This window comes from Bacillus sp. 03113, assembly GCF_006546985.1.
GTDB lineage: Bacteria > Bacillota > Bacilli > Bacillales > Cytobacillaceae > VATK01.
The window spans coordinates 1-24,411 of the sequence record NZ_VATK01000025.1 but is presented as its reverse complement, the minus strand read 5'-3'; the positions used below and the strand labels follow the sequence as shown (position 1 = coordinate 24,411).

The following is a 24,411-nucleotide window of genomic DNA, read 5'->3' as shown; positions in this document are numbered from 1 at the left end:
TTAGATCCCTTCTTTCTGTAGCTCCTTGCTAAGCTTAACTAGTTTTTCAAGCTTTTCTAACGCTGCTCCAGAATCAATGCTCTCTGCTGCAAGCTTAATTCCTTCTTCAATCGTATTCGCTTTTGCACCTGTAAAAATTCCGATCCCAGCATTCAATAAAACCGTATCACGATAGGCGCCTTTCTCTCCTTTTAAAACCCTTACCAGAATATCTGCATTCTCTTTCGCATCTCCTCCACGAATAGCTGAGTTATCATATACCGACAACCCTACTTCCTCTGGATGAAGGATTTTTTTCGTGATTTCTCCATTTTGAAGTATGACTAGCTCATTCTCTCCTTGTAGGGATGCCTCATCCATCGAGCCGGCTCCATTTAATACAACCGCACGTTTTCTACCTAGTTTTTTCAGCACTTCTGCAAACATCATCGTATAATCTTTTCGATAAATGCCTAATAGCTGATAATCTAATTCAATTGGATTTGTTAATGGGCCGATCAAATTAAACACGGTTGGGATCCCTAGCTCTCTTCTCACCTTTATAATTCTCTTCATTCGTGGATGAACATGCTGAGCAAACAAGAAGGCAATTCCTGCCTCTTCAAGGATCTCCTCTATTCTTTCCGGTGATAAATTTAAAGCAATTCCAAGGTTTTCTAATACGTCTGCACTTCCTGTTTTACTTGAAATGCTTCGATTGCCATGCTTCGCTACTCTTATACCTGCTCCTGCGATAACGAAGGCAGAGGTACTGCTTACATTAAAGCTTTTCGAGCCATCTCCACCAGTTCCACAATTGTCTAAGCAATTGGGGATCCCTTTCGTAAAGGATAAGGATTTTTCTTTAAGTGCCTTGACAAATCCTACTATCTCCTCAACGGTTTCACCTTTCATTTTCAATCCCATTAAAAATGCAGCCATTTCACTGTCTGTTACTTCTTCAGAAAAAAACTTACTAACAGTTTCGTACATTTCGTTTTCGGTAAAGGATTTTTTTTCAGATAACTGTTGCAGAATAGCTCTCATGGGAATAGTCCCTCCCTATTTCTTTTAAGAAATTTTTCAATAATTGTTTTCCAACAGCTGTGCCGATTGATTCAGGATGAAATTGCAGTCCATATAGTGGGAAGTTAGCATGCTTGATGGCCATAATTTCATGATCATCCATTGATTTTGCCAAGACTTTAAAATCTTCCTGAAGCGTTCCTCCTTTAATAATTAAAGAATGATATCGCATAACCTCAACTGGCTGTGGCAAATACTCGAAAAGATCCTCGCCTGTATGTTTTAAATTGGATACCTTGCCATGCATAATTTTCTGTGCTTTTTCTACAGTTGCCCCAAACGCATAGCCAATCGCTTGATGTCCTAAGCATATCCCTAGAATCGGCAGCTTTTGATAAAAATGCTTAATCACATCTACACATATTCCCGCATTTTCAGGCTTCCCTGGTCCTGGAGATAAAACAATCGCCTCTGGATTCAATTGTTCAATGTCTTGTAACGTCAGTTGGTCATTTCTTACAACTTTGATTTCTTCTCCTAATTCTCCTAAATACTGAAATAGGTTAAACGTAAATGAATCATAATTATCGATTAATAAAATCATTTTTGACCCTCCAAAAATACACGTAATTTATGAATCGTTTCTTCATATTCCTTTTCAGGTACAGAATCATATACAATACCTGCTCCCGCTTGTATATAGGCTTTTTGATCTTTAATCACCATCGTCCGAATGGCTAGAGCGACATCCATGTTTCCATTCGCGGAAAAATAACCAACGGCTCCTGAATAAACGCCTCTTTTTGAATCCTCAAGCTCATTAATAATTTCCATCGCTCTTATTTTCGGTGCACCACTCACTGTCCCTGCAGGGAGGCAAGAAATCAATGCATCAATCGCAGAATAATCTTCTTTTAGCTTCCCACTTACTTCAGAAACTAAGTGCATAATATGGCGATATTTCTCAACCTTGATATATTTATCAACTTGAACGCTGCCAAATTCACTTACCTTTCCGATATCGTTTCTAGCCAGGTCAACAAGCATTTTGTGCTCTGCCAGCTCTTTTTCATCAGATAATAAGTCCTTTTCAAGAGCAAGGTCCTCTTCAACCGTCTTCCCTCTAGGTCTTGATCCAGCAATTGGATTGGATACAATCCGACCATCTGTAGCTTTAATTAAGCTCTCAGGCGAAGAACCAACAATGGCATAATCCTCATAATCTAGAAAATACATGTAAGGAGATTGATTTTTTACTCTAAGCTTACGATAATAGTCAAATGGCTTTCCTTCAAAATCTGCCGACAAACGATGTGAAGGAACCACTTGGAATATATCCCCTTCTACAATATACTCCTTTGCTTTCCTAACCATCTCTTCATATCTTTCTTTATTTTTCATTGGCTGAAAATCGGAAATCACAACTTCGCCAATTTCTTCATCTTCCGTTGTCATAAGAATTTCAGCTTTTCTGCTCTCAATACGTTTCTTTAAATCTTCCGTTGTCGTTTCATCATCGAGTGCAATCGACACGATAAATACCTTTTGATCTAGATGATCAAAAACGACTAAATCCTCGAAAAACATGAGATGAACGTCTGGTACTTCAAGCTCATCCTTAATGTCCTTGCCGATGTTTTCATATTGACGAATCACATCATATCCAACGTAACCAACAGCTCCTCCAATTAATGGGAACATCGTGTTGATGGATGTTACTTTTTTTGGTAAAAGCTTTTTTAATAGATCTAACGGTTTTTCTTCATAAGCCTGCTCGGTTTCACCTTTTACTACATAGCTTTTTGAACCGAATCCTTTTAATTCAAAAGATGGATTCGCACCAATAAAAGAATAGCGTCCTGACTTTTCATGCTTTAAGGAGCTCTCTAATAGAAATTTTTTCTTTCCTTTTACTTTTTGATAAATGGATATAGGTGTAATTGTATCTCCACCTAGCTCTTCCATGATAAATGCTTCATTTGCTGTCGTAACCATTTTTATATCTCCCTTCATTCATGTCCGTATTTGATTTCCCATAAAAAAAGTCCTCTATACGCATATTCTTATTATGCATATAGAGGACGATCATGTATTAACCGCGGTACCACCTCAGATTAGAGCAAGTTGCTCTCTCTTTCAAGTACGAATTCATGTGAAAAAATACGCCACATCCTTTCATACCCTATCCTTTTAACGGTGGAGTTCCGGATGACCCTACTACGATTTCAAGTCATCTCTCATAAGTCCATTCCATTGACTTTTCGTACCGGCTCACACCCTTTACCGGCTCTCTGAAACGAATTTTTATCAATGTACTACTCTTATTCAACGATTTATAAGCTATTATTTTTCCCAAACAAAAAAGGGCCTCCCTCCAAAAAAGGACGAGAAACCCGTGTTGCCACCTTTATTAGCTGAAAAATCAGCTCACTCAACAGATATCGAAACATATTGTTTGAATACCTGTCCCTTGTAACGATGAGACCGTTCGCCAAAGCCTACTCCATCTAACGTTTCGGTTTGGAAGCTCGGAAGTCCATTCACATCATCATCTACACTGATTTTCACCAACCATCAGCTCTCTTAAGTATCTAATGAAGCTACTACTCTTCGTCATTGCTTAAATTATTATGTAACTATATTATGTGCTCCATTGTATTAGAAGTCAAGAACTAATAATACATTTTCCAGGAAAATATTATTTTGTTACTCTCTTTTTATTCAAACGGTTTATTAATTTTTCTTTCCATGCTTGAGAAAGATCAGAAATCTGCAATAACTCTTCCATTGCATCAACGTTTTTTTGCTGATGAAACATAATATGATTAGCTTTTAAAACAGAAACCTGTTCTTGTTTACGCTCTTCAAGCTTTAATAAAGAGGTGTTATAAACCTTCCCCTCTTCAAGTACTTTAAAAAAATAACCCGTAAAGCAAGTTTCAACGATTCTTCCTAGCAAGGGGTCAATCCCGTTAAATTTAGAAATGGTAGAACATGGGACCCTTCCTTCTGTAATTTGAATTTTCGCTTCACCTAAAGAAAAGATATCCCCAATATATACATCATCCTCTTTCATCCCAGAGGCACAAATATTTTCACCGAATGCTGGAGGCGTTAATTTAACCCCAAATTCCTTTTCCCAAAAGTGATAATGTTCATAAGGATATAAACAAACCGCTCTTTCCGGACCCCCATGAAAAGCAGGGTTGGCTACATCATCTCCGATAAAACGCTCTTTTGTCAAAAGTACTTCATTTACAATGGATTTACCAATTCCCGAACTTACATTTTTCCCTTTCCATTGATAATCCTTTGGTTTACCTATACTGAGTGTAATGAGTTCTCCGATCATTAAGTTTTCTCCCCCATTTTTAAAAGATTTATAAGTTTTCTGAATCCCGACTGGTGTCTAGCTCCAGCACCCAGCGACTAATGTCCACCCCACTCCTCCCTACGATAAGTCAACATCGAATCGCTTTCGCTCTTCGTGTTTCCTTCATCTCAGTCGAAGCGGGGCCCAGTCCATACGTCGCTAAACAGGCACTTGCGCTTTTCTTGATAAACGATGAATTCATCATATCGTACTTATTTTACTTTTTCTATAAATATGAATATGAATAAGAATTTAGAGGGTGGAATGAAAATGCTCCATAACAAAACCAATGACTAATTGGTTGATAATTTCCCATTTTTTCGTTGGAAGCTGGTGAAATACTTTATCGATAATAACGGATTCAAATTTTGTATGCCGTTTGTACGTTCGAATATGCTGATTAACAAAATCCCTCGATCCATATAAAAGTAATAAAGGTACTTGAAGCTGATCCAAACGATCTGTACATGAGAAATGAAGAGACCGATCATAAAATTGAAACCACATTTTATGATTCGCTTTTTTCATATGGTCTAGAAGAATTTGCCTCACTTTTTTATCCTCCGTATGGCTCGCTGCAATGATATATTGTAAGAAGGCAGGAAATTTTTTTACAAAATACATACCTAAAATATGCTCATATTTGAATGTCATCGACATTACTTCTGAAAACCCGCCAAATAAAATGATCCCGAGAGCTCTGTTTGGAAAGCTTAAGGCAAATTCCTGGGCAACCGTACATCCTGATGAGTATCCGACTACCACAGCCTTTTCGATCTGAAGATGATCCAGTAAAGCTACCACTTCTTCTGCGTATCCAATGATTGTGACATTCTTTTCTCCGATAGAATCTCCATTTCCACTTAAATCAGGAAGAATCACCCGGAAATTTTTTGAAAGATCTTCTTGATAGTAGAACACCTTTCTACCCATTGCAGGTGGATGGATAAAAACTAGTGGAATCCCTGATCCTTTATCTTCATAGTAGATGTTAACTGTTTCATGTTGGAAAGAAGGAATTTTTTTCAGCCCCTTATTTTGATAATAGATAATAATAAAGTTAATATGGGCTTTTATATCCTTTTCCATTCAGTATTTTGGATAGCAAATAAGTGAAAAAGGATGGTGAACATTTCGTTCACCATCCTTTAATTTGACTACTTATTATTTACAATAGGTTTTTTCAAAATCCCTAATAAGATCGCTGAAACAACTGCTCCAATTGCAACTGCAAGAAGATACAATAACCAATTTCCTTCAACCAATGGGAATACGAAGATTCCACCATGTGGCGCTCTTAACTGAATATCAAATGCCATTGTAAGGGCACCTGTAATAGCTGAGCCGGCTACCATTGTGGGGATAACGCGAAGTGGGTCTGCTGCTGCAAATGGGATTGCCCCTTCCGTAATAAAGGAAAGCCCCATAATATAGTTTGTTGTACCCGCTTCTCTTTCTTGCTTTGTAAATTTGTTTTTAAAGATGGTTGTTGCTAGAGCGACTGCTAACGGAGGAACCATTCCACCTGCCATAACTGCTGCCATTGGTCCATATACACCGTTGGCAATTAATCCAGTTCCAAATACATACGCAGATTTATTGATCGGACCACCCATATCCACAGCCATCATTCCACCTAAAACGATTCCGAGAAGAATCGCATTGGCAGTTCCTAATCCAGATAACCAATCTGTAATGGCTGCGTTTAGTTGACCAACTGGTTTGTTTACTACATATAACATGACAATCCCTGTTAAAAAGATCCCAAATAAAGGATACAATAGAATCGTTTTAATTCCATCCAACGACTCAGGTAAAACGGACAAAGCCTTTTTCAAAAGAATAACTAAATATCCGGCTAAAAACCCTGCTACTAATCCGCCAAGGAATCCCGCACCACTTGTTGCTGCCATTAATCCGCCTACCATACCAGGCGCAAAACCAGGACGGTCAGCAATACTCATCGCGATAAACCCTGCTAAAACTGGAACAAGAAGCTGGAATGCATTCCCTCCCCCGATAGTCATTAATGCTTCTGCAAAAGGATTATAGGTTGGGTCACCTGGTTTAAAGGCATTATAGCCAAACATAAACGAAATAGCGATTAGAATTCCGCCTCCAACTACAAATGGAAGCATATTGGAAACCCCACTCATTAAATGTTTGTAAAAGCCTGTTTTCGCTCTGCCTTCAGATTCGCTAGAAGCTGTACCAGAACCGCCTTTATAAATAGGGGCTTCTTGTTTTAACGCTTTTTCAATTAATTCCTGCGGTTTTTTAATCCCATCAGCTACAGGCGTTTGAAGCACATGCTTTCCTTTGAAGCGTTCCATTTCAACCGCTTTATCAGCTGCAACGATTACTGCAGTAGCGTTTTCAATCTCTTCTTTAGTAAGTAAATTCTTAACCCCGCTGGAACCATTTGTTTCAACCTTAATGTCGATCCCTAATTCAGCTGCTTTTGCTCTTAATGAATCAGCCGCCATATACGTATGAGCGATTCCAGTTGGACAGGCAGTTACAGCAACGATAAAGTTCTTTTTATCTGAAATATCTTGAACTTCCTCTTCCTTGTCTTCTTCATCGTAGCTATCAATAATATTTAACACGTCTTCTTCTGTACTTGCTTCAATCAATTGTTTACGAACTTCTTCTTTTAATAAAATCGTGGATAAACGAGAAAGAGCTTCTAAATGAGTGTTGTTTGCCCCCTCAGTCGCTGCAATCATAAAGAATAAATGCGCTGGCTGGCCATCCAACGATTCATAATCTACACCGCTGATCGATTTCCCGAAAGCAATCGCAGGACTTTTAACAGCTGATGTTTTTGCATGCGGAATCGCAATTCCTTCGCCTATTCCAGTTGTGCTCTGAGATTCTCTTTTTAAAATGGCTTCTTTATATTCATCACGGCTTGCTAGCTTTCCTGCTTGATCAAGCTTGTCTACAAGCTGATTGATAGCATCTAACTTTTGATCGCCAGAGATCGAAAGTAAAATAGTCTCTTTCGTTAATAACTCTGTAATTTTCATCTTCTTGTCCTCCTTTTGTGTCATCGTTCTAGCAAGAGGGGAGTTTAGCCCCACATTTTACTGTAAACGGTGCTTTAAGTTATAGAATTTTCACTTGGGGCAGTAAGCTTTCTACTTTTTCCTTTGTACAAAGACCAATTGAAAAAGCGGTTGCACTTCCTGAGGCTACACTATATTTAAATGCTTCCTCAAGATTTCCAGTTTGCTTAAATTTTGCCACAAAGCCTGCAACCATTGAATCACCGGCACCAACTGAGCTTTTCAATTCTCCTTTCGGAACGGTTGAAATATAATGATGATCTTTCGTGATTAAAACGGCTCCGTCTCCAGCAAGTGACACAATTACATTTTGAGCGCCTAATTCAATCAGCTTTTTCCCGTATGGAATAACCTCTTCACAATTTGTGATAACAGTTTCAAAGATTTCTCCCAGCTCATGATGATTTGGTTTGATTAAAAATGGTTTATATGGAAGAACCTTCGTTAATAATTCTCCTTCAGCATCTACAACAAAAGGAACATTATTTTTAACACAAATTTTCGCCAATTCCTCGTAGGTTGTTTTTGGCAAGGTAGAAGGGATGCTTCCTGCTAAAATGAGCATGTCTTCACTCGTAAGCTCGCTCACTTTATCAATTAAACCTTGAAAGTGGTCACTTGTAATATTTGGACCTTTCGCATTAATTTCTGTTTCTTTTTCTGATTTTAACTTTACATTAATTCGAGTATCTTCTTCTACATGAACAAAGTTGGTTTCGATTTGTTCCTTTTGGAGGCTTTCTTCAATATACCGACCGGTAAATCCACCTACAAAACCTAATGCTTGAGACTTTACTTCCATTTGATTTAAAACGCGAGAAACATTGATTCCTTTTCCACCGGGAAATTTCGTTTCTTTTTTGGTACGATTTAGTCCACCTACATTTACTTGATCCAATTCAACAATGTAATCCACTGAAGGATTCAAAGTAACCGTAAATATCATGTTGACACAACCTTTATATTAGTTTTACTTGAGTAAAGATTCCGCCTTTCTTTTGGAAGATGATTCGTAATAATCATTGCATCATGAAGATCGGCAATCTTTGCAAAAGATATTTCTGAAAACTTTGACTCATCACTTAGCACAAATGCTTCTCTCGATAATGAAATGGCAGAATGTTTAATCGCTGCTTCTTCTTGATCAGGAGTAGTATATCCAAATTCAGGATGAATACCATTCACACCTATAAAGCATTTATCAAAGCGATATTTTTCTATGCTTCCTTGAGCTCCACATCCAATAACCGCGTTTGTTTTTTGTTTTACACATCCACCCAAAATAAAAGTCATTATGCCCTTTTCTAACAAAGCGTGAATATGCATCATTCCATTTGTTACAACTACCATTTGATTTGTTGGTAAAAAAGGGATCATCTCCCTTATAGTGGAACCTGCATCTAGGTAAATACTATCTCCTTCTTCTACTAAACTAGCAGCATATTGGGCGATGAGCCTTTTTTCATTAAGATGGATCGTAGATTTTTGATCCATCGTTGGCTCGTTTAATTTTCCTTGAAGCCTAATTGCACCGCCATGTATCCGTTTTAGATACTTCCCTTGCTCTAATAGTGTAAGATCACGCCTTATTGTCGATTCGGAAGTATTCGTTAATTCAACCATTTCATGAATTTCCACAATACTTTTTTCTTTTAATAACTGTAAAATAATTCTATGTCTTTCGGGTGTAAGCAAATCCTCACCACCACCATACATATTACTTATTTCCTACATTCATTGTACTGTAAACGATTTCAATTATCAATCAAAATCTCTCATATTCTCTCAAAATAGTTCATAATATTACAATTTTGTGACAAAGTATTCACTTTTCTGAAATTTCTATTGAATAGAAATTAAGTATGATCTGTAGTAGACTGTAATAGGCATTTAAAAAGAATAGTAATGTTGTAAACACCCCCACCTACATTCATCCTCACATCCTTAAATCATTTTTCAAAAATAAATTGCGATAACAAGTTGGATATGATAGAATCATGATACAACATATAGATGGTAAATCAATTAAATATTACTACATATGGATTTTTCGCCTTGAAATATCATTTTTACTTTACTATTTTAGGCGGCTTTTTTTGCTGCTAAAGCAATCATCATCAATAAAGAAATGACATACATCACAAGTAATGGTGCCCAAATATTTGGACTTAAAAAGGAATTCGGTTAAATTCCGAAGCTGTCCCCGCAACTGTAAGTGCGTCCGAAATAAGAATACCACTAACTGATGCCTTCAGATAGAAAGTTCTTATAGTAGTATGCACAAGCCAGGATACTTGCCAATGCTTGTTTTTAAGTTTCAATTCTTCGGGGGTTGGGAGATGGAACGATGGTACGATTGGGTTCTTAACCTATTTTACTATCGTTTGTCCGTCCAACTTTCGTGGACGGATATTATTTTGCGATTGGGAGGAATCTTTTATGGTTCAATCAACTTTTTCAGAAAATAAATTACTTGTTCAAATATCAGAGGAGTTTTCACATCTTGACTTTTCTCCTCTTTACAAACGAGCTGCACATATGGTCGAAATTAAACAGCACTTTGATCATCGCGAGCTAAATCAGCAACTTATCTTAGAAGCATTATCCTATTTAGATGAAAACGAACCAGATTGGACTTATGTAGCTGCTCGCATCTATTTACATGATTTATATGAAGAAGCGAGCGAAAATAGAGGCTATCCAAAAGATAAGAGCTATGGCTCGTTGTATGAGCTAATCTCTCATTTAACATCAAAAAGCATCTATTCTCCAGCTCTATTAGATCGATACTCAAAATCAGAAATCGATGAGCTTGAAAAATCAATAACGCCTGAAAGAGATCACCTCTTTACATATATCGGACTACGTATGCTTGCTGATCGTTATATTGCTCGTGATCATCATAAAAAAGTATTTGAGCTTCCACAGGAACGATTCATGGTTATTGCGATGACCTTGATGAGCGAGGAAGATAAATCTAAACGTCTTGAACTTGTTAAAGAGGCTTATTGGGCGCTCAGCAACTTGTATATGACCGTTGCAACCCCTACATTATCCAACGCAGGGAAAAATTGGGGTCAGCTTTCAAGCTGCTTCATTGATACGGTCGATGACAGCCTGCAGTCCATCTATGATAGCAATACAGATATCGCCAATTTATCTAAAAACGGAGGCGGAATTGGTGTCTATCTAGGTAAGATCCGCAGTCGCGGAAGTGCAATTAAAGGATTTAAAGGGGCATCATCAGGTGTCATTCCTTGGATGAAGCAATTAAATAATACAGCCGTAAGCGTCGATCAGCTTGGACAACGAAAAGGAGCGATCAGTGTTTACTTGGATGTATGGCATAAAGATATCTTTTCATTCCTTGATAGCAAGCTAAACAACGGAGATGAACGCTACCGTACTCATGATTTATTTACAGGTGTATGTCTCCCGGATTTATTTATGGAAAAAGTAGAAGCACGTGAAGACTGGTATTTATTTGATCCTCATGATGTAAGAAACATTATGGGTTACTCCCTTGAGGATTTCTATGATGAAAAAATTGGCGCCGGCTCTTTCAGAGAAAAATACGAAGAATGTGTTGCAAGTCCACTTCTTTCAAAAGATAAGGTTGCAGCGATTGACATCATGAAAGGAATCATGAGAAGTCAGCTCGAAACAGGAACACCATTTATGTTTTATCGTGATGAAGTCAACCGAAAAAATCCGAATAGTCATTTAGGAATGGTTTATTGTACAAATCTTTGTACAGAAATTGTTCAAAACCAAAGTGCGACTGTCATGAAGGAACAACGTGTCGAAGACGGCAGAATTATCATTGAAAAAATCCCTGGTGATTTTGTTGTTTGTAATTTGTCTTCCATCAACCTAGCAAATGCCGTTTCAGCAGACGTTCTTGAGCGATTAATTAAGATTCAAGTAAGAATGCTCGATAATGTTATTGATTTAAATACGATTCCAGTTTTACAGGGTGAGCTAACAAACAAAAAGTATCGTGCTGTTGGATTAGGGACATTCGGATGGCATCACCTTCTTGCTTTGAAAAAGCTGCGCTGGGAAAATGAAGAGTCCGTTGATTATTCTGATAAGCTTTATGAACAAATTTCTTATTTAACGATTAAAGCTAGTATGGAGCTATCAAAGGAAAAAGGCTCTTACCCTGCCTTTAAAGGATCCGATTGGGAGACTGGAAAATACTTCGATATTAGAGGTTATGATAATGAGTCCTCTAGTCTTGATTGGGAAGGCTTGAAAGAAGATATTCATGAACATGGCGTTCGCAACGGCTATATGATGGCTGTAGCACCAAACGCTTCAACTGCCATTATTGCAGGCAGTACACCAAGTATTGACCCAATCTTTAAAAAGGTGTATTCAGAAGAAAAGAAAGATTACAAGATTCCGGTTACTGCTCCTGATTTATCGTCAGAAACAACGTGGTATTATAAATCCGCTTATCTTATTGATCAGCATTGGAGCATTAAACAAAATGCAAAAAGACAAAAGCACATTGACCAAGGCATTTCGTTCAACCTGTACGTTCAAAACACAGTTAAAGCAAAAGAACTGCTTGACCTGCACTTTGCAGCGTGGAAAAACGGCTTAAAAACGACCTATTATTTACGCTCAACTTCATCAGAAATTGAAGATTGTGAGTCTTGCTCAAGCTAAATAGAAAAGCGGAAGCGACTTGATTATCGACGTACAAACTGGAGGATCTTCGACTGAGATAAAGGATACTCGATGAGCGATAGCGAATCGATGTTGACTTATCGTAGGGAGAAGAAGTGAAGTTTGATAGTCGATAGGCGCTGAAGCTAGACATCAATTTAGCTTCAAAGATATAAATTCTGAGTAACGATAATAACTAGTATAACGGGCCACAAGTGTAAATGTATGTTTTTACGCTGATGGCCCTTCGCTAGTTTCAGGTTTTAACCTTTACAATTATGAAAATTTTACATAAAAACAGGTTTATATAGGAGTGAATTTAATGAGTGAACAAGTTTCAAAAAGACCCATTATGAACAAAACAGCACCAAACCGTTCAACTGGAATCATCAACGGTGAGTGCTCAAATATTTTAAACTGGGACGATGTCCGCTACTCATGGGCATATCCAAAATATAAAAAAATGCTTGCAAACTTTTGGACTCCATTTGAAATCAATATGTCCCAGGACATTAAGCAATTTTCAAATCTAACAGATATCGAGCAGGATGCCTTTTTAAAAATTATTGGCCTTCTTGCTTTACTTGATAGCATCCAAACCGATTATGCAGGAAAAGTAGCAGATTATATTACAGACTCAAGCCTATCGGCATTAATGATCATTTTAGCCCAACAGGAGGTTGTCCATAATCATTCCTATTCTTATGTTCTTTCCAGCCTTGTTCCTCAAAGCAAGCAAGAAGAAGTATTTGAATTTTGGAGAACGGAGCCTATCCTAGAAGAAAGAAATGAATTTGTGACAAACGGCTACAAGGATTTCGCAGAGGAACCAACCGTTCTAAATTTATTAAAATCAATCGTTTATGACGTTGTGCTTGAAGGTCTATTCTTCTATTCCGGTTTCGCCTTCTTCTACCATCTAGCAAGAAATCAAAAAATGGTCGCAACGAGCACAATGATTAACTACATCAACCGAGATGAACAAATTCATGTGGATCTATTTGTGAAGATCTTCAAGGAAGTTTTAAATGAAAATCCTGAATACAATAATGAAGAACTAGCTAAATTTGTGGAAGATACGATGAAGGAAGCTGCCAAGCTCGAGATTGAATGGGCAAGACATATCATCGGAAATAAAATTGACGGGATTTTCTTACAAGATGTTGAAGATTACATTAAATTTTATGCAAATGTAAGAGCGAATCAATTAGGCTTTGAACGTCCATTTGAAGGACATCGAAGCAATCCTCTTCGCTGGATCGTTGCATATGAAGACGTCGATCTAGGAAAATCCGATTTCTTCGAGCAAAAATCAAGACAATATGTAAAAGTTAATAATCTCGATAATGGGTTTGATGATTTGTAAGAAAAACGAAAACACCCTGTTTAACGAAATACATCAGTCGCTGGTACTGGCCGATTAAGGACACTGGGTCCTGTAAGTAATATCGGCATTTGTACGTCCCCTGCAAATAAACTAGAAACTCGTCTAAGTTCAAAAAAAATAATATTTTCAAGTGCATGAAGCTAAAGCAAAAAACTGGATTATTATATAAGTTAAAAGGAGAACGAAAACAACGGATATACAGAATGTTTTCGTTCTCCTTTTAACTTTTTTTATCACCACTTGTTTTAATACTTCTTCCACATTGGTTAAATGTTAGTTGTCATAGAAAACCACCACTTTTCTCTTCTATTTTTGTAAACTTTAATCTTATGTATACTCTTAAGATTACTAAAATCTTCTAAATTGTTAATGATTGTGCGTACATTTATTCAGTACTTTTCTACCATTTTGAAAAACTTTCAAAAAAGTTAATGAATTTTTTTCCAATATTTGAAATAATTAGTTTGATCTAATTAATTTTGGAGGTGTCGGAGAAATGTTCAATACAAAAATCACAGGAATTGGGAAGGCTGTTGGTTCAAAAATAAAGACGAGTCAAGAGCTTGCACAAGAAATGGATATCAAAGATGGCTGGATCGAAAGAGCATCTGGTGTATACTCTCGCCATTACATAGATAGAGAAAAGGGCGAAACAGCTCTCACTCTTGGAACTAAAGCAGCAAGTCTTGCAATTGATGATGCTAATATTCATTTACATGATATTGATTGTATAATTGGTGCCAGCGGAACTCCACTTCAAGCCATTCCTTGTAGTGCAGCTCTTTATCAACGAGAGTTAGGTCTGGAAAATTCAGGTATAGCATGCTTTGATGTTGATAGTACATGTTATAGCTTCCCTATAGCCGTTTTTATAGCATCTAACTTAGTTAACACAAACCTTTATAAAAACATCCTAATCATAAGCTCCGATACTCCAAGTCCAACGCTAAGTGGTGCTGAACGAGAAGTTAAAGTACTTTTTGGTGACGGTGCTGCAGCCTGTGTTGTTTCAAGAACTCCAGAAGGAGAATCAAGCAAAGTTCATCATTTCAAACTGAATACATACAGCGAAGGCGCCGATTATACTGCTGTAAAAGGTGCTGGCATATTAAGACATCCTAGTTTCCCTGAAACAACTGACCAAGACCATATATTCCAAATGCAGGGTAAAAAAGTATTTAAAACAGCAGTACGTTATTTGAAGAAATTTTTGGAAGACTTAGAAAATGAAAGTAAAATCACAATTAATGATTATAAATATGTTGTCCCACATCAAACAAGCAAAAATGGCATGGAGATTTTAAGAAAGTATGGTTTTGAAAAAGATCGAGTGGCGAATCATCTATCCGACCATGGAAACTGTATAGCTGCTTCTATTCCGATGGCTTTTCATGATTACATTAAGTCCGGGAAAATAAAACGAGGTGATACAATCTTATTATTCGGTACATCTGCAGGTTTATCAATAGGAGCTTTATCAATAACTTATTAACAAATTGGATATATTTTTTAAAACAGTTAAAAAAGAGTAGTTTCGAAGTTTCTTACGGGCTACTCTTTTTTATTTGAAACTTTGTTTCTTTATTCCATTCAATAATAAATCTACTATTGTCTCAATCATTTCATCTTGTTTTTCTGTAAAAGTATCTATTTTAAATACGTAATGACTAACTACATATCCAAACATCGTGTAAAACAAAAGATCCACAACAGCTTGTTCGTTTACTTCTCGAAATTCACCATTAACCTTCTTATTTTTTACAAATTCAAATGCATCTTTTTTTGCTGGTACGGTAATATTTTTAATGATGGAATTTAAAATTTCTTCATGATTTAAAGCTTCTCTCAATAGAATCTGAATAGCTTTCTGGTTTTTTTCAATTAAATCTAGTCGATCTTTGAAAACACTTGTTAATATATTTTCACTATCGCTGTCAAAATCTTTAAACTGCTTCTTCACATCTTTCAATATGACTGGTGATGTAATCTTAATGATTAATGGAGCAACAATTTGATATAACAAGTTATTTTTTGACTTGAAGTTTCTAAATATCGTTACTTCTGCGACCCCAGATTCCCTTGCAATATCCAATGTTGAACTATTCTCGTACCCCTTTTGAGAGAACAAATTCAATGCTGCTTCCAGAATTTTCATTTGACTTTTGGTAAGATTTTTTTCCTTCTTCATTTCTTCTGTCAATTGCTTGATTGTTTTTTGTAAACCGTTTTCTTCTTCAAAAATATCTTTCATTTTTGCCACCTACTCCAGATTTTTCTTAAAACGCAGAATAGTTGCAACACATAAAAGAATCGTAAATATAGATAGTATGATTGTTTGAGTCCATAGTTCTTGAATCCCTACTCCCTTTAAGAAAATCCCACGTAAAATTTCTAAATAATACGTAAGCGGAATAAAACCTCCTAATATTTGGATAATGTATGGCATTGGTTCCCTAGGAAAAACAAACCCTGATAAAATAACACTTGGCAATATGATTGCGAATGCCATATACATTGCTTGCAACTGGTTTTTTGCGAGGGTTGATACTAATATCCCCATCGCTAAAGTTGTAACAAGGAATAACATACTTAATACTAATAACAAAGTCATGCTTCCTTCTATCGAAACTTCAAACCATCCTATAGCTGTAACCAGTACAAATAGAAACGAAAACAAACCAATCCCAACATATGGAGTTAATTTTCCTAATATTAATTCACTTGATTTAATAGGTGTAACGATCAGCTGTTCCATTGTCCCTTTTTCCTTCTCGCGAACTAATGAAAACGCCGTTAAGATTAATATTACTTCTTGCATAATTAATCCAATTAACGCAGGGATATTAAACTTCATTACTTCCATATTCGGATTGTACAGTACACGCGACTCCCCTTTAATTGGTTGGACCATCTCCCCTGCACCTAATTGATTAAGCTGCTCCATTTGTAATTTTATTGATTTATCTTGGGCAATTAACTTGGAATTCGATAGAGCTGTTTTCGATATAGTAGGATTTGAACCATCAATTAAAATTTGAATAGACGCTGTATCTTTTGTTAAATTGTTTGAGTAAGACTTTGGAATGACTAGAGCCATACTGACCTCGCCGCGATCAAGCATGCCTTCAATTTCTTGATAAGAAACAGCATTCACATGATATGTAAAATAATGACTATTCTCAAAGCTCTTGATCAAGTCTCTACTAGCACTTGTCTGGTTTTGATCCCACACAGCCATTTCTATATTTTCGACCTCGGAACTAACGGCATATCCTAATAAAAATAAAAGTACAACCGGCAACACTAAAGCGATTGCCAAACTTCCAGGATCTCTTTTGATTTGAATTATTTCTTTTTTCACAATAGATATATATCGAGTTATTTTAAAGGGAGATCCATTCTTAGACATATGTTAGTCCACCTCCTTTGAGTGGATTGTGTTCCTGTTCCTCTACCAATTTAATAAATAGATCATCTAAATTTCGCACGTTATGCTCTTTTATTAGTTCTTCCGGTTTTCCTTTAATTAAAATGTTACCAAAAAATATAAATCCAATCTCATCACACAATTCTGCTTCATCCATATAGTGAGTGGTAACAAGAATAGTTATACCCTCTTTTGCTAGCTGTGTGATAATATCCCAAAAAATTCTTCTAGATACTGGATCAACACCTGCTGTCGGTTCATCTAATATTAACAGATCAGGTCTATGTATTAAGGCACAGCTTAATGCCAAGCGCTGTTTCCAGCCACCTGATAATGATGATGCACGTTGATTTTCTCTTCCAACTAAACCTGATACTTCAATTAACTCCTTCTGTCTATTTTTACTCTCTTCTCCTTTTAGTCCATAGATCCCTGAGTAAAAATCAAGATTTTCTTTTACCGTTAATTCTTGGTATAAACTAAATTTTTGAGACATATAACCAATTTTTTGCTTGATGCTTTCAGGTTCTTTTTTTATATCATGCCCCAATACAGTTCCATTTCCGGACGTAGGTTCTAATACGCCACACAACATTCTAATCATCGTAGATTTTCCCGAACCGTTCGGACCTAAAAAACCATAGATATGTCCTTTTGGCACACTTAAATTCACCTTGTTTACAACCAATAATTTACCAAATTGCTTTGTAAGGTCTTCCGTTTCGATTGCAAAATTACTCAATTTACTCACCATCTTTCTTATAGATCTATATCGACTGACATACCTGGTTTTAACTCTGTTACTTTAGATACATCAATGGTAACTGCGAAAACTCTCTTTGTCCTTTCTTCTTTTGTTTGTACATTTTGTGGAGTAAATTCTGCTTCAGTAGCAATTCTTTTCACAATGCCTTCAAAAGTCCTCCTATCATAAGCAACTGATTTTACTTTTATCTTCTTCTCCTTTTCTATTAAACTTAAATCCTTTTCATCTACGTATACAACTACTTCTTTATTATTATTATCGATTATGGTAACTAAGGTTTCATTTGGATTAACCACTTCACCTTCCGTTATATGTATATCCTGTACAACTCCTTCAATTGGTCCTCTTAATGTAGATTTTGATTTTTGAAGTTCTAGTAGTTTCAAATTATTTTCTGCTTGTTTAATTGCACCATCAGCTTGATCAATTAAATAATCTCTACCTGAAGCATCGGCTTCTTCTTTTTTTGCTTTTGCAATGTCAATTCCTACTTTTGCATTTTCAATTTCCAAATCAAGTTGTTCTGTATTTAAAGAAATTAACTCGTCACCACTTTTAATAACTGACCCTTCCTGAATGTGGATCTCTGATATTTTCCCTGCTAATTCACTTTGAATTTGTACGCTATTTCCTTCCACAAATCCTGAATATCCAATGTCCTTTTCTGAACCTGTACACCCTACTAATGTAGTCATAGAACCGATTACCAATAAATTGAGAATTATTTTCTTTTTCATCGTTTCCCACTCCTTGCTCATTTAAAACAAAATGTAAGTGTATACTTTCATTTTATATAGTATCTTTTTACAATTTTAATTGGAATAGTAAATAAGTTCCATTTTGTCCTTAATTTAATATTTTTCACCAATTTTTTAGTTTTTCTATAATAAAATAACAAAATGGTTTAAGCATACTTTTTTATTTTAAAGCGCTTTATTGAATTATTTTCGATTATGAACAGTTAATGATACAATATGAAAGTAAATCACTTAATAACAGTGGTTTATAATTTAATGTTTGGGAGTGAGACATATGTCAGTAGATGTTTATCTTAATTTTAATGGGAAATGTCGGGAAGCTGTAGAATTTTATGCACAAGTTTTTGGAACAGACGAACCTCAAATTATGACTTTTGGAGAAGCGCCACCTCACCCAGACTTTCCCCTTCCTGAGGAAGCAAAAAATTTAGTCATGCACACTCGTTTAAACATTGATGGAAGTAATGTGATGTTTTCTGATGTTTTTCCTGGTATGCCTTTTATTGAAGGGAACAACGTAACGCTAGCGTTTATTAATAAGGATATAAATGAAATTAAGTCGATTTTTCATAAACTAAAAGAAGGCGGCACTGTAGGTATGGAGCTGCAAGAAACGTTTTGGAGTAAGCTATACGGACAGGTGACGGATAAGTTCGGAATTCATTGGCAATTGAATTATGACAATGGAGAATCAGTATTGTAATTTTTACAAAATTTATTCAAAAAGGATCTGGAACTTTTTATAGTTCTAAATCCTTTTTGTGTTTTTAGCTTTATCACGAGGTCACTTTCGAATTCCTGCGTCTTCAGCTAATTTTGTGTATTTTTTCGTTTCATTTTCTACATCTTTGGTAAAGTCTGAAGAGTTTAAATAAGAAGGCTCAAGCTTAATTTTTTCTAATTGTTTAATAAACGCCTCGTCACTTTCCATTTTCTCAATTGCCTTATCCCATTTTTCAACGATTTCATCCGGTGTGTTAGCTGCAAACGACAATCCGGTCCACCATTTGACTGTTAATCCATCAAAACCTTCTTCCTTAACAGTTGGTACATTAGGGAAAAGTGAATTTCGTTCTGATGATTGAACCGCAAGTAATTTAATTTTTCCTGCTTCTACTAGAGGAGCCAATTCTCCAACCGTGTGAACAGCCAATACAACGTGTCCCCCTGCTACTTTTGCTGCAGAATCAGTGGCTCCCTCAGAGGATACCATCGTTGTCTTTTTAAAATTTACATCTATGGATTGAAGCCATTCTGCTACACCAAACGATGAAAATCCCGCAGGGCCTACACTTGCCCATGTTAGTTTTTCAGGGTTTGACTTTACCCAATCTGAGAATTCTTTAAAACTATTCCATTCAGCATCAGCATTGACAGCGTAAGCAAGCGTTCCTTCTGCAATCCGAGAAGCAAATTTATTGTCCTTGACAGCTAAAGTAGGATTTAAAGTTCCTGCTTCATACATCGTTGTGGAGGAATTATTGTTAACTAGAACGGTATATCCATCGGCTTTTGACTCCTTTAGAGCATATTGTGCACCAATAATTCCTCCACCTCCCGGTTTGTTCGTAACAACAATAGGCTGTTTCCATTCTTCGCTTAAATAGTCAGCAACTGAACGTGCTGCCAAATCAACACCACCCCCTGCAGCAAATGGTACGACAAGCTCTATCTGTCTTTTCGGATATTCAATGCCTTTATTATTTTTATCAACTGTTGATGTAGAATTTGATGAGCAGCCTGAAAGCAAAGCTCCAACTAATAATAGACTAGTAACTAATAATGGTAAGCCCTTTTTCATGATCATTACCTCCCAAAAAATTTTTATGAGAATTCCAATTCTTCTCCTGCTTCCTGTAAAACTCTTTTTTTCGTTCTTTTCATTAAAAGGATGGATATGATTAATAAAATTCCAGAAACTAGTAATATCGATAAAGAGATTGGACGTTGAACAAAAATCAGTAAATTGCCAGATGACATTTCTAAAGATTGAATAAATGAACTCTCTATTTTCGGACCCAGTACCATACATAAAACAAATGGAATGATTGGCCATTGGAATTTGTTAAATAAGTAACCTAATACGCTAAAAATAATCGCAACGACGACATCAAACATACTATTTCTTACAGAATAGGCACCTAAAATGCTAATCAAGAGAATGATAGGAGCCAAAATTCCAAAAGGAACTTCAGTAAGCTTTGCCCATATTCCAACCAAAGGTAAATTTAATAGTAAAAGAATAGCATTACCTACAAACATACTCGCGATAATCATCCATACCATTTGACTATTTTGTTCAAATAATACTGGACCAGGCGTTAAACCATATATCATGAGAGCTGCTAATAATACGGCTAAAGGTGGTGATGCAGGAATTCCAAGCGATAGTAAAGGGATAAACCCACCTGAACTAGTTGCATTATTTGCTGATTCTGGCCCAGCAACCCCTTCAATTGCACCCTTCCCAAACCGATCTGGATATTTTGAAAGTTTTTTTTCTAAATCATAAGATAAAAAGGAAGTAATAGTTGCCGATACACCAGGTAATATTCCAAGGAAAAAACCGAGCAAACCACCTCTTATAATGGGATACTTACTCAAACTTAAGTCTTTTTTGCTCGGATAGACCCCTTTTACTTTTACATGAGGCTTTGAATTGCGGTTTTCTTCGAGTCCCTTCAATACTTCTGAAATAGCAAATAGACCGATAATGATACTGACCATTTCAAATCCACCTGTAAGGAAGCTGAATCCTAGATCAAACCTTGGCACCCCCGTTGTTAATCCGATTCCAACAAACGAGATTAAAAACCCAAATAAACCCATTATAAATGACTTTTTAAAGGAAAAGCCTGTTAAATTAAATAGGACCATTAATGAAACTAACATTAGTGAAAAGTATTCAGGAGGGCCGAATTTTAAAGCCTGATCAGCTAATATGGGAGCAAATAAAACAAGCCCAATTAAGCCAATAATTCCCGCAATGAAAGAACCAATTGCTGCAATCCCAAGAGCAGCACCAGCTCTTCCCTGTTTTGCAAGTGGGTAACCATCCAATGTAGTAGGTACAGATGATGATTCACCTGGAATATTCATTAAAATAGCTGTAGTTGACCCTCCATACATAGATCCATAGTAGATACCAGCCATCATCATGAGTCCTTGAACTGGATCAAGAACTGTTGTAACTGGTAAAAGAACAGCCATAGCTGATGTTGGGCCAAGACCAGGAAGAATACCAACAAAAGTGCCTAAAAGTGATCCTGTTAAGATGATAAGCAGATTGATAGGAGTAATTACTTCACTGAAGCCGCCCAATAAATTCATGATCGATTCCATAAGAGTTCCCTTCTTCCTAAAATGATAAAATGACACTTGGAAAAGGAGTTTTAAGCAATGCAATAAACACGAAATACAAGGTGGCTGTCATGATTGCACCCAACAATATAGATGAAATCCAACGATAGTTGCCTATTGCTTTTATTAGACCAACCGATACTAATAATGTACTAATGATATAGCCGATAAATGTAATTAAAATACAGTAAATAAAGAGGATCACGATCGAAAAAATAATTGTGATCGCAACTCTTCTCGGTGGACGTTCAAACTCTCTTCCTCCACTTTTTCTTTCAAAAAATAAACCGAATCCAAATAGAACAAGCAGTATACCAATTAATCCAGGAAAAACATGATCGCCAGTTAAGATATCTCTACTATAAGAGTAAAGACGAATGCATTCGTGTATGGATAAGAAACCGAAAATTATAACAATCAATCCACCGATTCTATTTTCAGATAATAGTTTATCCTTCATAACTCCCCCTACACTTCTCCTTTTAAAGCTCTTTCAACGCTTTGTAAATGATGATCCATATATTCCTTTGCTTTAAGAGAATTACGTTTTTTTAACATTTCTACAATTTGCAGGTGTTCCCTCCACGAATGGTTTAACCGATCCGGAATTTTGGAGGTTTCCTCTCTAACATTATTAAAAAGACTAGTAAGACTGTTCATGATCCTAAAAGCAATTGCATTATTGGAAAGTTCGGCAATTTTAATATGAAATCTATGATCGCGCTCGGATAACAAATTTGCTTCTATTTTGCTTTGGCTGACTAACAGAACCGTCTCTTTTACAAACTGGTAAAGCTCTTCCACATCTGAATCAGATGCACGCTCGACTGCCCAAACCACGGACTGTGTTTCGATAAGCCTGCGCATTTCAAACAAATCGGTAAATTGATCGCTTCTAATAAAATATTGGTCAGCTAGTTTAGCTAAATTGGTCGTACCCTCCGCTACAAATGCCCCTTGGCCGTGTTTGATTTCAATAAATCCTAGTGTAGAGAGAATTTTATACGATTCTCTAATTGTGTTGCGACTCACGTTGAGTTGGAGAGAGAGCTCTCTTTCCGGAGGCAACTTCTCCCCAGGTTGCAGCTTCTCTTCTTGAATAAGTGTCTTAATTTCTTCAACTATCTTCGTTGGAACAGTAGAACGATCAAATTTCAAATTTTCAAACATGGCATTTTCCACCCTTTTTCAGGAAACTCTAGCTGTAATTGCTTTGCAAGAACAATTAATTCCTTCTCAACTTCAGCAGATAAAGGAATTCCAGAAATTAATTTCTTTGAATATGATCCCTCTCTCCGCTCACCAGGGTATAAAATCGTTTGTACTCCTTCTTTTTTAGGAATCTCTTTCATTTCAATTAGCATGTTTTGCAGAAGCGTTGTAAAATGGTCGAGTGGTATAAACTTCTCAATATCTATTAAAATAAAGAAATGTCCAACATTTGCCGCTTGATCGTTTTCATTATAAATATTTTGTACATAAGGGCCAAAAGCTGCCCCTGTTAAAATTCCAGATAATATCTCTACTGCTAGGGCCAATCCATATCCTTTAACTCCTCCTGAAGGAAGAATAGCTCCATTGATTGCTTCTACTGGATCTTCTGTATCAAAGCCTCTCTGATCCATCGCCCAACCTTTAGGTATTGCTTTCCCTTCTTTTGCAGCTTCAATAATTTTTCCTCTTGCAACGATACTCGCAGACATATCAATTATGACATCTGGATGATTTTTAACAGGAAACCCAAAGGCAATGGGATTCGTTCCAAAAAACGCCTTTTTCCCTCCCCATGGAGGAATTCCAGGGGGAGAATTTGTCATAATCATGGCTGCTAATCCTTCATCGCAGGCTAATTGACAATAGTAAGAGGCGCAACCAAAATGATTACTATTCCGAATAGCAATTGCAGCAATGCCCGTATCTTTCGCTGTTTTAATTCCTTCTTTAATTCCTTGATACGATACAACTTGACCTAATCCATTGTCTCCATCCACTGTAATAACTGAAAATCCTTTTTTGTCTATGGTTATCGATGGAGCTGCATTAATCCTACCTTCCTTTAGTCGTTTTGAATAAATAGGCAATCTGCTAATTCCATGGCTGCTGAGCCCTTCAAGATCGGCTCTTACTAATGAGTCCGCTACAACCTCAGCATCACTTTTCTTTACCCCAAGATTAGTCAAAACATTCTGAATTAAACACTTTAAATCCTCGCTTTTATAACTACTCAATCTTCATTCCTCCTTTACCACTATAATGAGACTAAAGATAATGACTGTTTTCCTTGCAATACCTTCACAACCTCATCTGCAATAATGTTAGAAATCCTCACTTGAGATTCAGCCGTTAAACCAGCAATATGGGGTGTAATAATAATCTTATTGTTCTTTAATAAAAAATATCCTTCTTTAACGGGTTCCTCTTCCAGAACATCCAAATAAGCCCCTGCTAATTGACCAGCTTCGACTGACTGAAGCAAAGCGACTTCGTCGATAATCCCCCCGCGTGAAGTAGTGCGCCCATAAGGGCATTTAGAAAATCTGCGTTAGCAAAGCAGTGGGGAAATATCACAATCTTTACCCTATCATCA

Annotated in this window: 21 protein-coding genes, 1 pseudogene, 1 riboswitch and 2 other annotated features; of the genes and pseudogenes, 4 read left to right on the top strand and 18 right to left on the bottom strand. The window is 36.5% G+C overall.

The genetic code is table 11. The annotated features are described in order from the left end of the window. From trpD to FDO66_RS18920, 8 genes are all read right to left on the bottom strand, one after another. Positions 1 to 1,026, bottom strand: coding sequence for an anthranilate phosphoribosyltransferase (gene trpD, locus FDO66_RS18955; RefSeq protein WP_141434231.1), 1,026 nt, complete (start codon positions 1,024 to 1,026; stop codon positions 1 to 3). Next, a complete protein-coding gene (locus tag FDO66_RS18950) occupies positions 998 to 1,609 on the bottom strand; it encodes an anthranilate synthase component II (RefSeq protein WP_141434230.1) in 612 nt (203 codons plus the stop codon). The genes trpD and FDO66_RS18950 overlap by 29 nt, the downstream gene beginning before the upstream one ends. Further along, positions 1,606 to 3,000 (bottom strand): anthranilate synthase component I, encoded by a 1,395-nt coding sequence (gene trpE, locus FDO66_RS18945; protein WP_141434229.1) that lies wholly within the window; start codon positions 2,998 to 3,000, stop codon positions 1,606 to 1,608. Before trpE ends, FDO66_RS18950 begins: the two co-directional genes overlap by 4 nt. A 79-nt stretch (positions 3,001 to 3,079) precedes the next feature. Beyond that, positions 3,080 to 3,343, bottom strand: a binding site (T-box leader). 39 nt (positions 3,344 to 3,382) lie between these two features. Beyond that, positions 3,383 to 3,631, bottom strand: a binding site (T-box leader). A gap of 72 nt (positions 3,632 to 3,703) precedes the next feature. After that, positions 3,704 to 4,357, bottom strand: coding sequence for an MOSC domain-containing protein (locus FDO66_RS18940; protein WP_181444658.1), 654 nt, complete (start codon positions 4,355 to 4,357; stop codon positions 3,704 to 3,706). Between the two features lie 273 nt (positions 4,358 to 4,630). Next, positions 4,631 to 5,467: an alpha/beta fold hydrolase gene (locus FDO66_RS18935; RefSeq protein ID WP_181444657.1), complete on the bottom strand. Its 837-nt coding sequence runs from the start codon at positions 5,465 to 5,467 to the stop codon at positions 4,631 to 4,633. Between the two features lie 68 nt (positions 5,468 to 5,535). After that, a complete protein-coding gene (locus tag FDO66_RS18930) occupies positions 5,536 to 7,410 on the bottom strand; it encodes a PTS fructose transporter subunit IIABC (protein WP_141434228.1) in 1,875 nt (624 codons plus the stop codon). Positions 7,411 to 7,489: 79 nt separating this feature from the next. Next, a complete protein-coding gene (pfkB, locus tag FDO66_RS18925) occupies positions 7,490 to 8,395 on the bottom strand; it encodes a 1-phosphofructokinase (protein ID WP_141434227.1) in 906 nt (301 codons plus the stop codon). Then, positions 8,392 to 9,144 carry a DeoR/GlpR family DNA-binding transcription regulator gene (locus FDO66_RS18920; RefSeq protein ID WP_141434257.1) on the bottom strand — a complete coding sequence of 251 codons (753 nt, stop codon included), beginning with the start codon at positions 9,142 to 9,144 and terminating at the stop codon, positions 8,392 to 8,394. Before FDO66_RS18920 ends, pfkB begins: the two co-directional genes overlap by 4 nt. Positions 9,145 to 9,580: 436 nt before the next feature. After that, a riboswitch (cobalamin riboswitch) is annotated at positions 9,581 to 9,765 on the top strand. 123 nt (positions 9,766 to 9,888) lie between these two features. Here FDO66_RS18920 and FDO66_RS18915 point away from each other — a divergent pair. The 3 genes from FDO66_RS18915 to FDO66_RS18905 all read left to right on the top strand — a co-directional run bounded on the left by FDO66_RS18915 (position 9,889) and on the right by FDO66_RS18905 (position 15,005). Then, the gene (locus FDO66_RS18915; protein WP_141434226.1) at positions 9,889 to 12,126 is read left to right on the top strand and encodes a ribonucleoside-diphosphate reductase subunit alpha; all 2,238 of its coding nucleotides are present in this window, start codon (positions 9,889 to 9,891) and stop codon (positions 12,124 to 12,126) included. Positions 12,127 to 12,448: 322 nt separating this feature from the next. Continuing rightward, a complete protein-coding gene (locus FDO66_RS18910; protein WP_141434225.1) occupies positions 12,449 to 13,492 on the top strand; it encodes a ribonucleotide-diphosphate reductase subunit beta in 1,044 nt (347 codons plus the stop codon). 517 nt (positions 13,493 to 14,009) lie between these two features. Then, positions 14,010 to 15,005, top strand: a complete 996-nt coding sequence (locus FDO66_RS18905; protein WP_141434224.1) for a 3-oxoacyl-[acyl-carrier-protein] synthase III C-terminal domain-containing protein — start codon at positions 14,010 to 14,012, stop codon at positions 15,003 to 15,005. 69 nt (positions 15,006 to 15,074) lie between these two features. On the opposite strand, the gene FDO66_RS18900 is transcribed toward FDO66_RS18905, so the two are convergent. The 4 genes from FDO66_RS18900 to FDO66_RS18885 are packed head-to-tail and all read right to left on the bottom strand — an operon-like array spanning position 15,075 to position 18,443. Continuing rightward, positions 15,075 to 15,764, bottom strand: coding sequence for a TetR/AcrR family transcriptional regulator (locus FDO66_RS18900; RefSeq protein WP_141434223.1), 690 nt, complete (start codon positions 15,762 to 15,764; stop codon positions 15,075 to 15,077). A 9-nt stretch (positions 15,765 to 15,773) separates the two neighbouring features. Beyond that, positions 15,774 to 16,922: an ABC transporter permease gene (locus FDO66_RS18895; RefSeq protein ID WP_141434222.1), complete on the bottom strand. Its 1,149-nt coding sequence runs from the start codon at positions 16,920 to 16,922 to the stop codon at positions 15,774 to 15,776. Beyond that, a complete protein-coding gene (locus FDO66_RS18890; protein ID WP_258535791.1) occupies positions 16,915 to 17,682 on the bottom strand; it encodes an ABC transporter ATP-binding protein in 768 nt (255 codons plus the stop codon). The genes FDO66_RS18895 and FDO66_RS18890 overlap by 8 nt, the downstream gene beginning before the upstream one ends. Positions 17,683 to 17,699: 17 nt before the next feature. Next, the gene (locus tag FDO66_RS18885) at positions 17,700 to 18,443 is read right to left on the bottom strand and encodes an HlyD family secretion protein (RefSeq protein WP_181444656.1); all 744 of its coding nucleotides are present in this window, start codon (positions 18,441 to 18,443) and stop codon (positions 17,700 to 17,702) included. A 295-nt stretch (positions 18,444 to 18,738) separates the two neighbouring features. Here FDO66_RS18885 and FDO66_RS18880 point away from each other — a divergent pair, with 295 nt between their 5' ends. After that, positions 18,739 to 19,167: a VOC family protein gene (locus FDO66_RS18880; RefSeq protein ID WP_141434219.1), complete on the top strand. Its 429-nt coding sequence runs from the start codon at positions 18,739 to 18,741 to the stop codon at positions 19,165 to 19,167. A gap of 81 nt (positions 19,168 to 19,248) precedes the next feature. Here FDO66_RS18880 and FDO66_RS18875 read toward each other — a convergent pair whose 3' ends face one another. From FDO66_RS18875 to FDO66_RS18850, 6 genes and pseudogenes are all read right to left on the bottom strand, one after another. After that, positions 19,249 to 20,265, bottom strand: coding sequence for a tripartite tricarboxylate transporter substrate binding protein (locus FDO66_RS18875; RefSeq protein WP_141434218.1), 1,017 nt, complete (start codon positions 20,263 to 20,265; stop codon positions 19,249 to 19,251). A 23-nt stretch (positions 20,266 to 20,288) separates the two neighbouring features. Next, positions 20,289 to 21,806 carry a tripartite tricarboxylate transporter permease gene (locus tag FDO66_RS18870; protein WP_141434217.1) on the bottom strand — a complete coding sequence of 506 codons (1,518 nt, stop codon included), beginning with the start codon at positions 21,804 to 21,806 and terminating at the stop codon, positions 20,289 to 20,291. Positions 21,807 to 21,822: 16 nt separating this feature from the next. After that, positions 21,823 to 22,284, bottom strand: coding sequence for a tripartite tricarboxylate transporter TctB family protein (locus FDO66_RS18865; protein WP_141434216.1), 462 nt, complete (start codon positions 22,282 to 22,284; stop codon positions 21,823 to 21,825). 8 nt (positions 22,285 to 22,292) lie between these two features. Continuing rightward, positions 22,293 to 22,994 (bottom strand): FadR/GntR family transcriptional regulator, encoded by a 702-nt coding sequence (locus FDO66_RS18860; RefSeq protein ID WP_141434215.1) that lies wholly within the window; start codon positions 22,992 to 22,994, stop codon positions 22,293 to 22,295. Further along, the gene (locus tag FDO66_RS18855; RefSeq protein WP_141434214.1) at positions 22,979 to 24,052 is read right to left on the bottom strand and encodes an Ldh family oxidoreductase; all 1,074 of its coding nucleotides are present in this window, start codon (positions 24,050 to 24,052) and stop codon (positions 22,979 to 22,981) included. Before FDO66_RS18855 ends, FDO66_RS18860 begins: the two co-directional genes overlap by 16 nt. 20 nt (positions 24,053 to 24,072) lie before the next feature. Next, positions 24,073 to 24,321 (bottom strand): annotated as a pseudogene (locus FDO66_RS18850) (NAD(P)-dependent oxidoreductase); the annotation flags it as partial. Positions 24,322 to 24,411: the final 90 nt, after the last annotated feature.

Coding starts and splice junctions, on each gene's coding strand:
- FDO66_RS18935 (WP_181444657.1), bottom strand. CDS start 5,467: ATGGAAAAGGATATAAAAGCCCATATTAACTTTATTATTATCTATTAT.
- FDO66_RS18885 (WP_181444656.1), bottom strand. CDS start 18,443: ATGAAAAAGAAAATAATTCTCAATTTATTGGTAATCGGTTCTATGACT.
- FDO66_RS18870 (WP_141434217.1), bottom strand. CDS start 21,806: ATGGAATCGATCATGAATTTATTGGGCGGCTTCAGTGAAGTAATTACT.
- pfkB (WP_141434227.1), bottom strand. CDS start 8,395: ATGATATTTACGGTTACTTTGAATCCTTCAGTGGATTACATTGTTGAA.
- FDO66_RS18930 (WP_141434228.1), bottom strand. CDS start 7,410: ATGAAAATTACAGAGTTATTAACGAAAGAGACTATTTTACTTTCGATC.
- FDO66_RS18915 (WP_141434226.1), top strand. CDS start 9,889: ATGGTTCAATCAACTTTTTCAGAAAATAAATTACTTGTTCAAATATCA.
- FDO66_RS18900 (WP_141434223.1), bottom strand. CDS start 15,764: ATGAAAGATATTTTTGAAGAAGAAAACGGTTTACAAAAAACAATCAAG.
- FDO66_RS18875 (WP_141434218.1), bottom strand. CDS start 20,265: ATGAAAAAGGGCTTACCATTATTAGTTACTAGTCTATTATTAGTTGGA.
- FDO66_RS18860 (WP_141434215.1), bottom strand. CDS start 22,994: ATGTTTGAAAATTTGAAATTTGATCGTTCTACTGTTCCAACGAAGATA.
- FDO66_RS18880 (WP_141434219.1), top strand. CDS start 18,739: ATGTCAGTAGATGTTTATCTTAATTTTAATGGGAAATGTCGGGAAGCT.
- FDO66_RS18910 (WP_141434225.1), top strand. CDS start 12,449: ATGAGTGAACAAGTTTCAAAAAGACCCATTATGAACAAAACAGCACCA.
- FDO66_RS18905 (WP_141434224.1), top strand. CDS start 14,010: ATGTTCAATACAAAAATCACAGGAATTGGGAAGGCTGTTGGTTCAAAA.
- FDO66_RS18940 (WP_181444658.1), bottom strand. CDS start 4,357: ATGATCGGAGAACTCATTACACTCAGTATAGGTAAACCAAAGGATTAT.
- trpE (WP_141434229.1), bottom strand. CDS start 3,000: ATGGTTACGACAGCAAATGAAGCATTTATCATGGAAGAGCTAGGTGGA.
- FDO66_RS18950 (WP_141434230.1), bottom strand. CDS start 1,609: ATGATTTTATTAATCGATAATTATGATTCATTTACGTTTAACCTATTT.
- FDO66_RS18865 (WP_141434216.1), bottom strand. CDS start 22,284: ATGAAGGATAAACTATTATCTGAAAATAGAATCGGTGGATTGATTGTT.
- FDO66_RS18895 (WP_141434222.1), bottom strand. CDS start 16,922: ATGTCTAAGAATGGATCTCCCTTTAAAATAACTCGATATATATCTATT.
- trpD (WP_141434231.1), bottom strand. CDS start 1,026: ATGAGAGCTATTCTGCAACAGTTATCTGAAAAAAAATCCTTTACCGAA.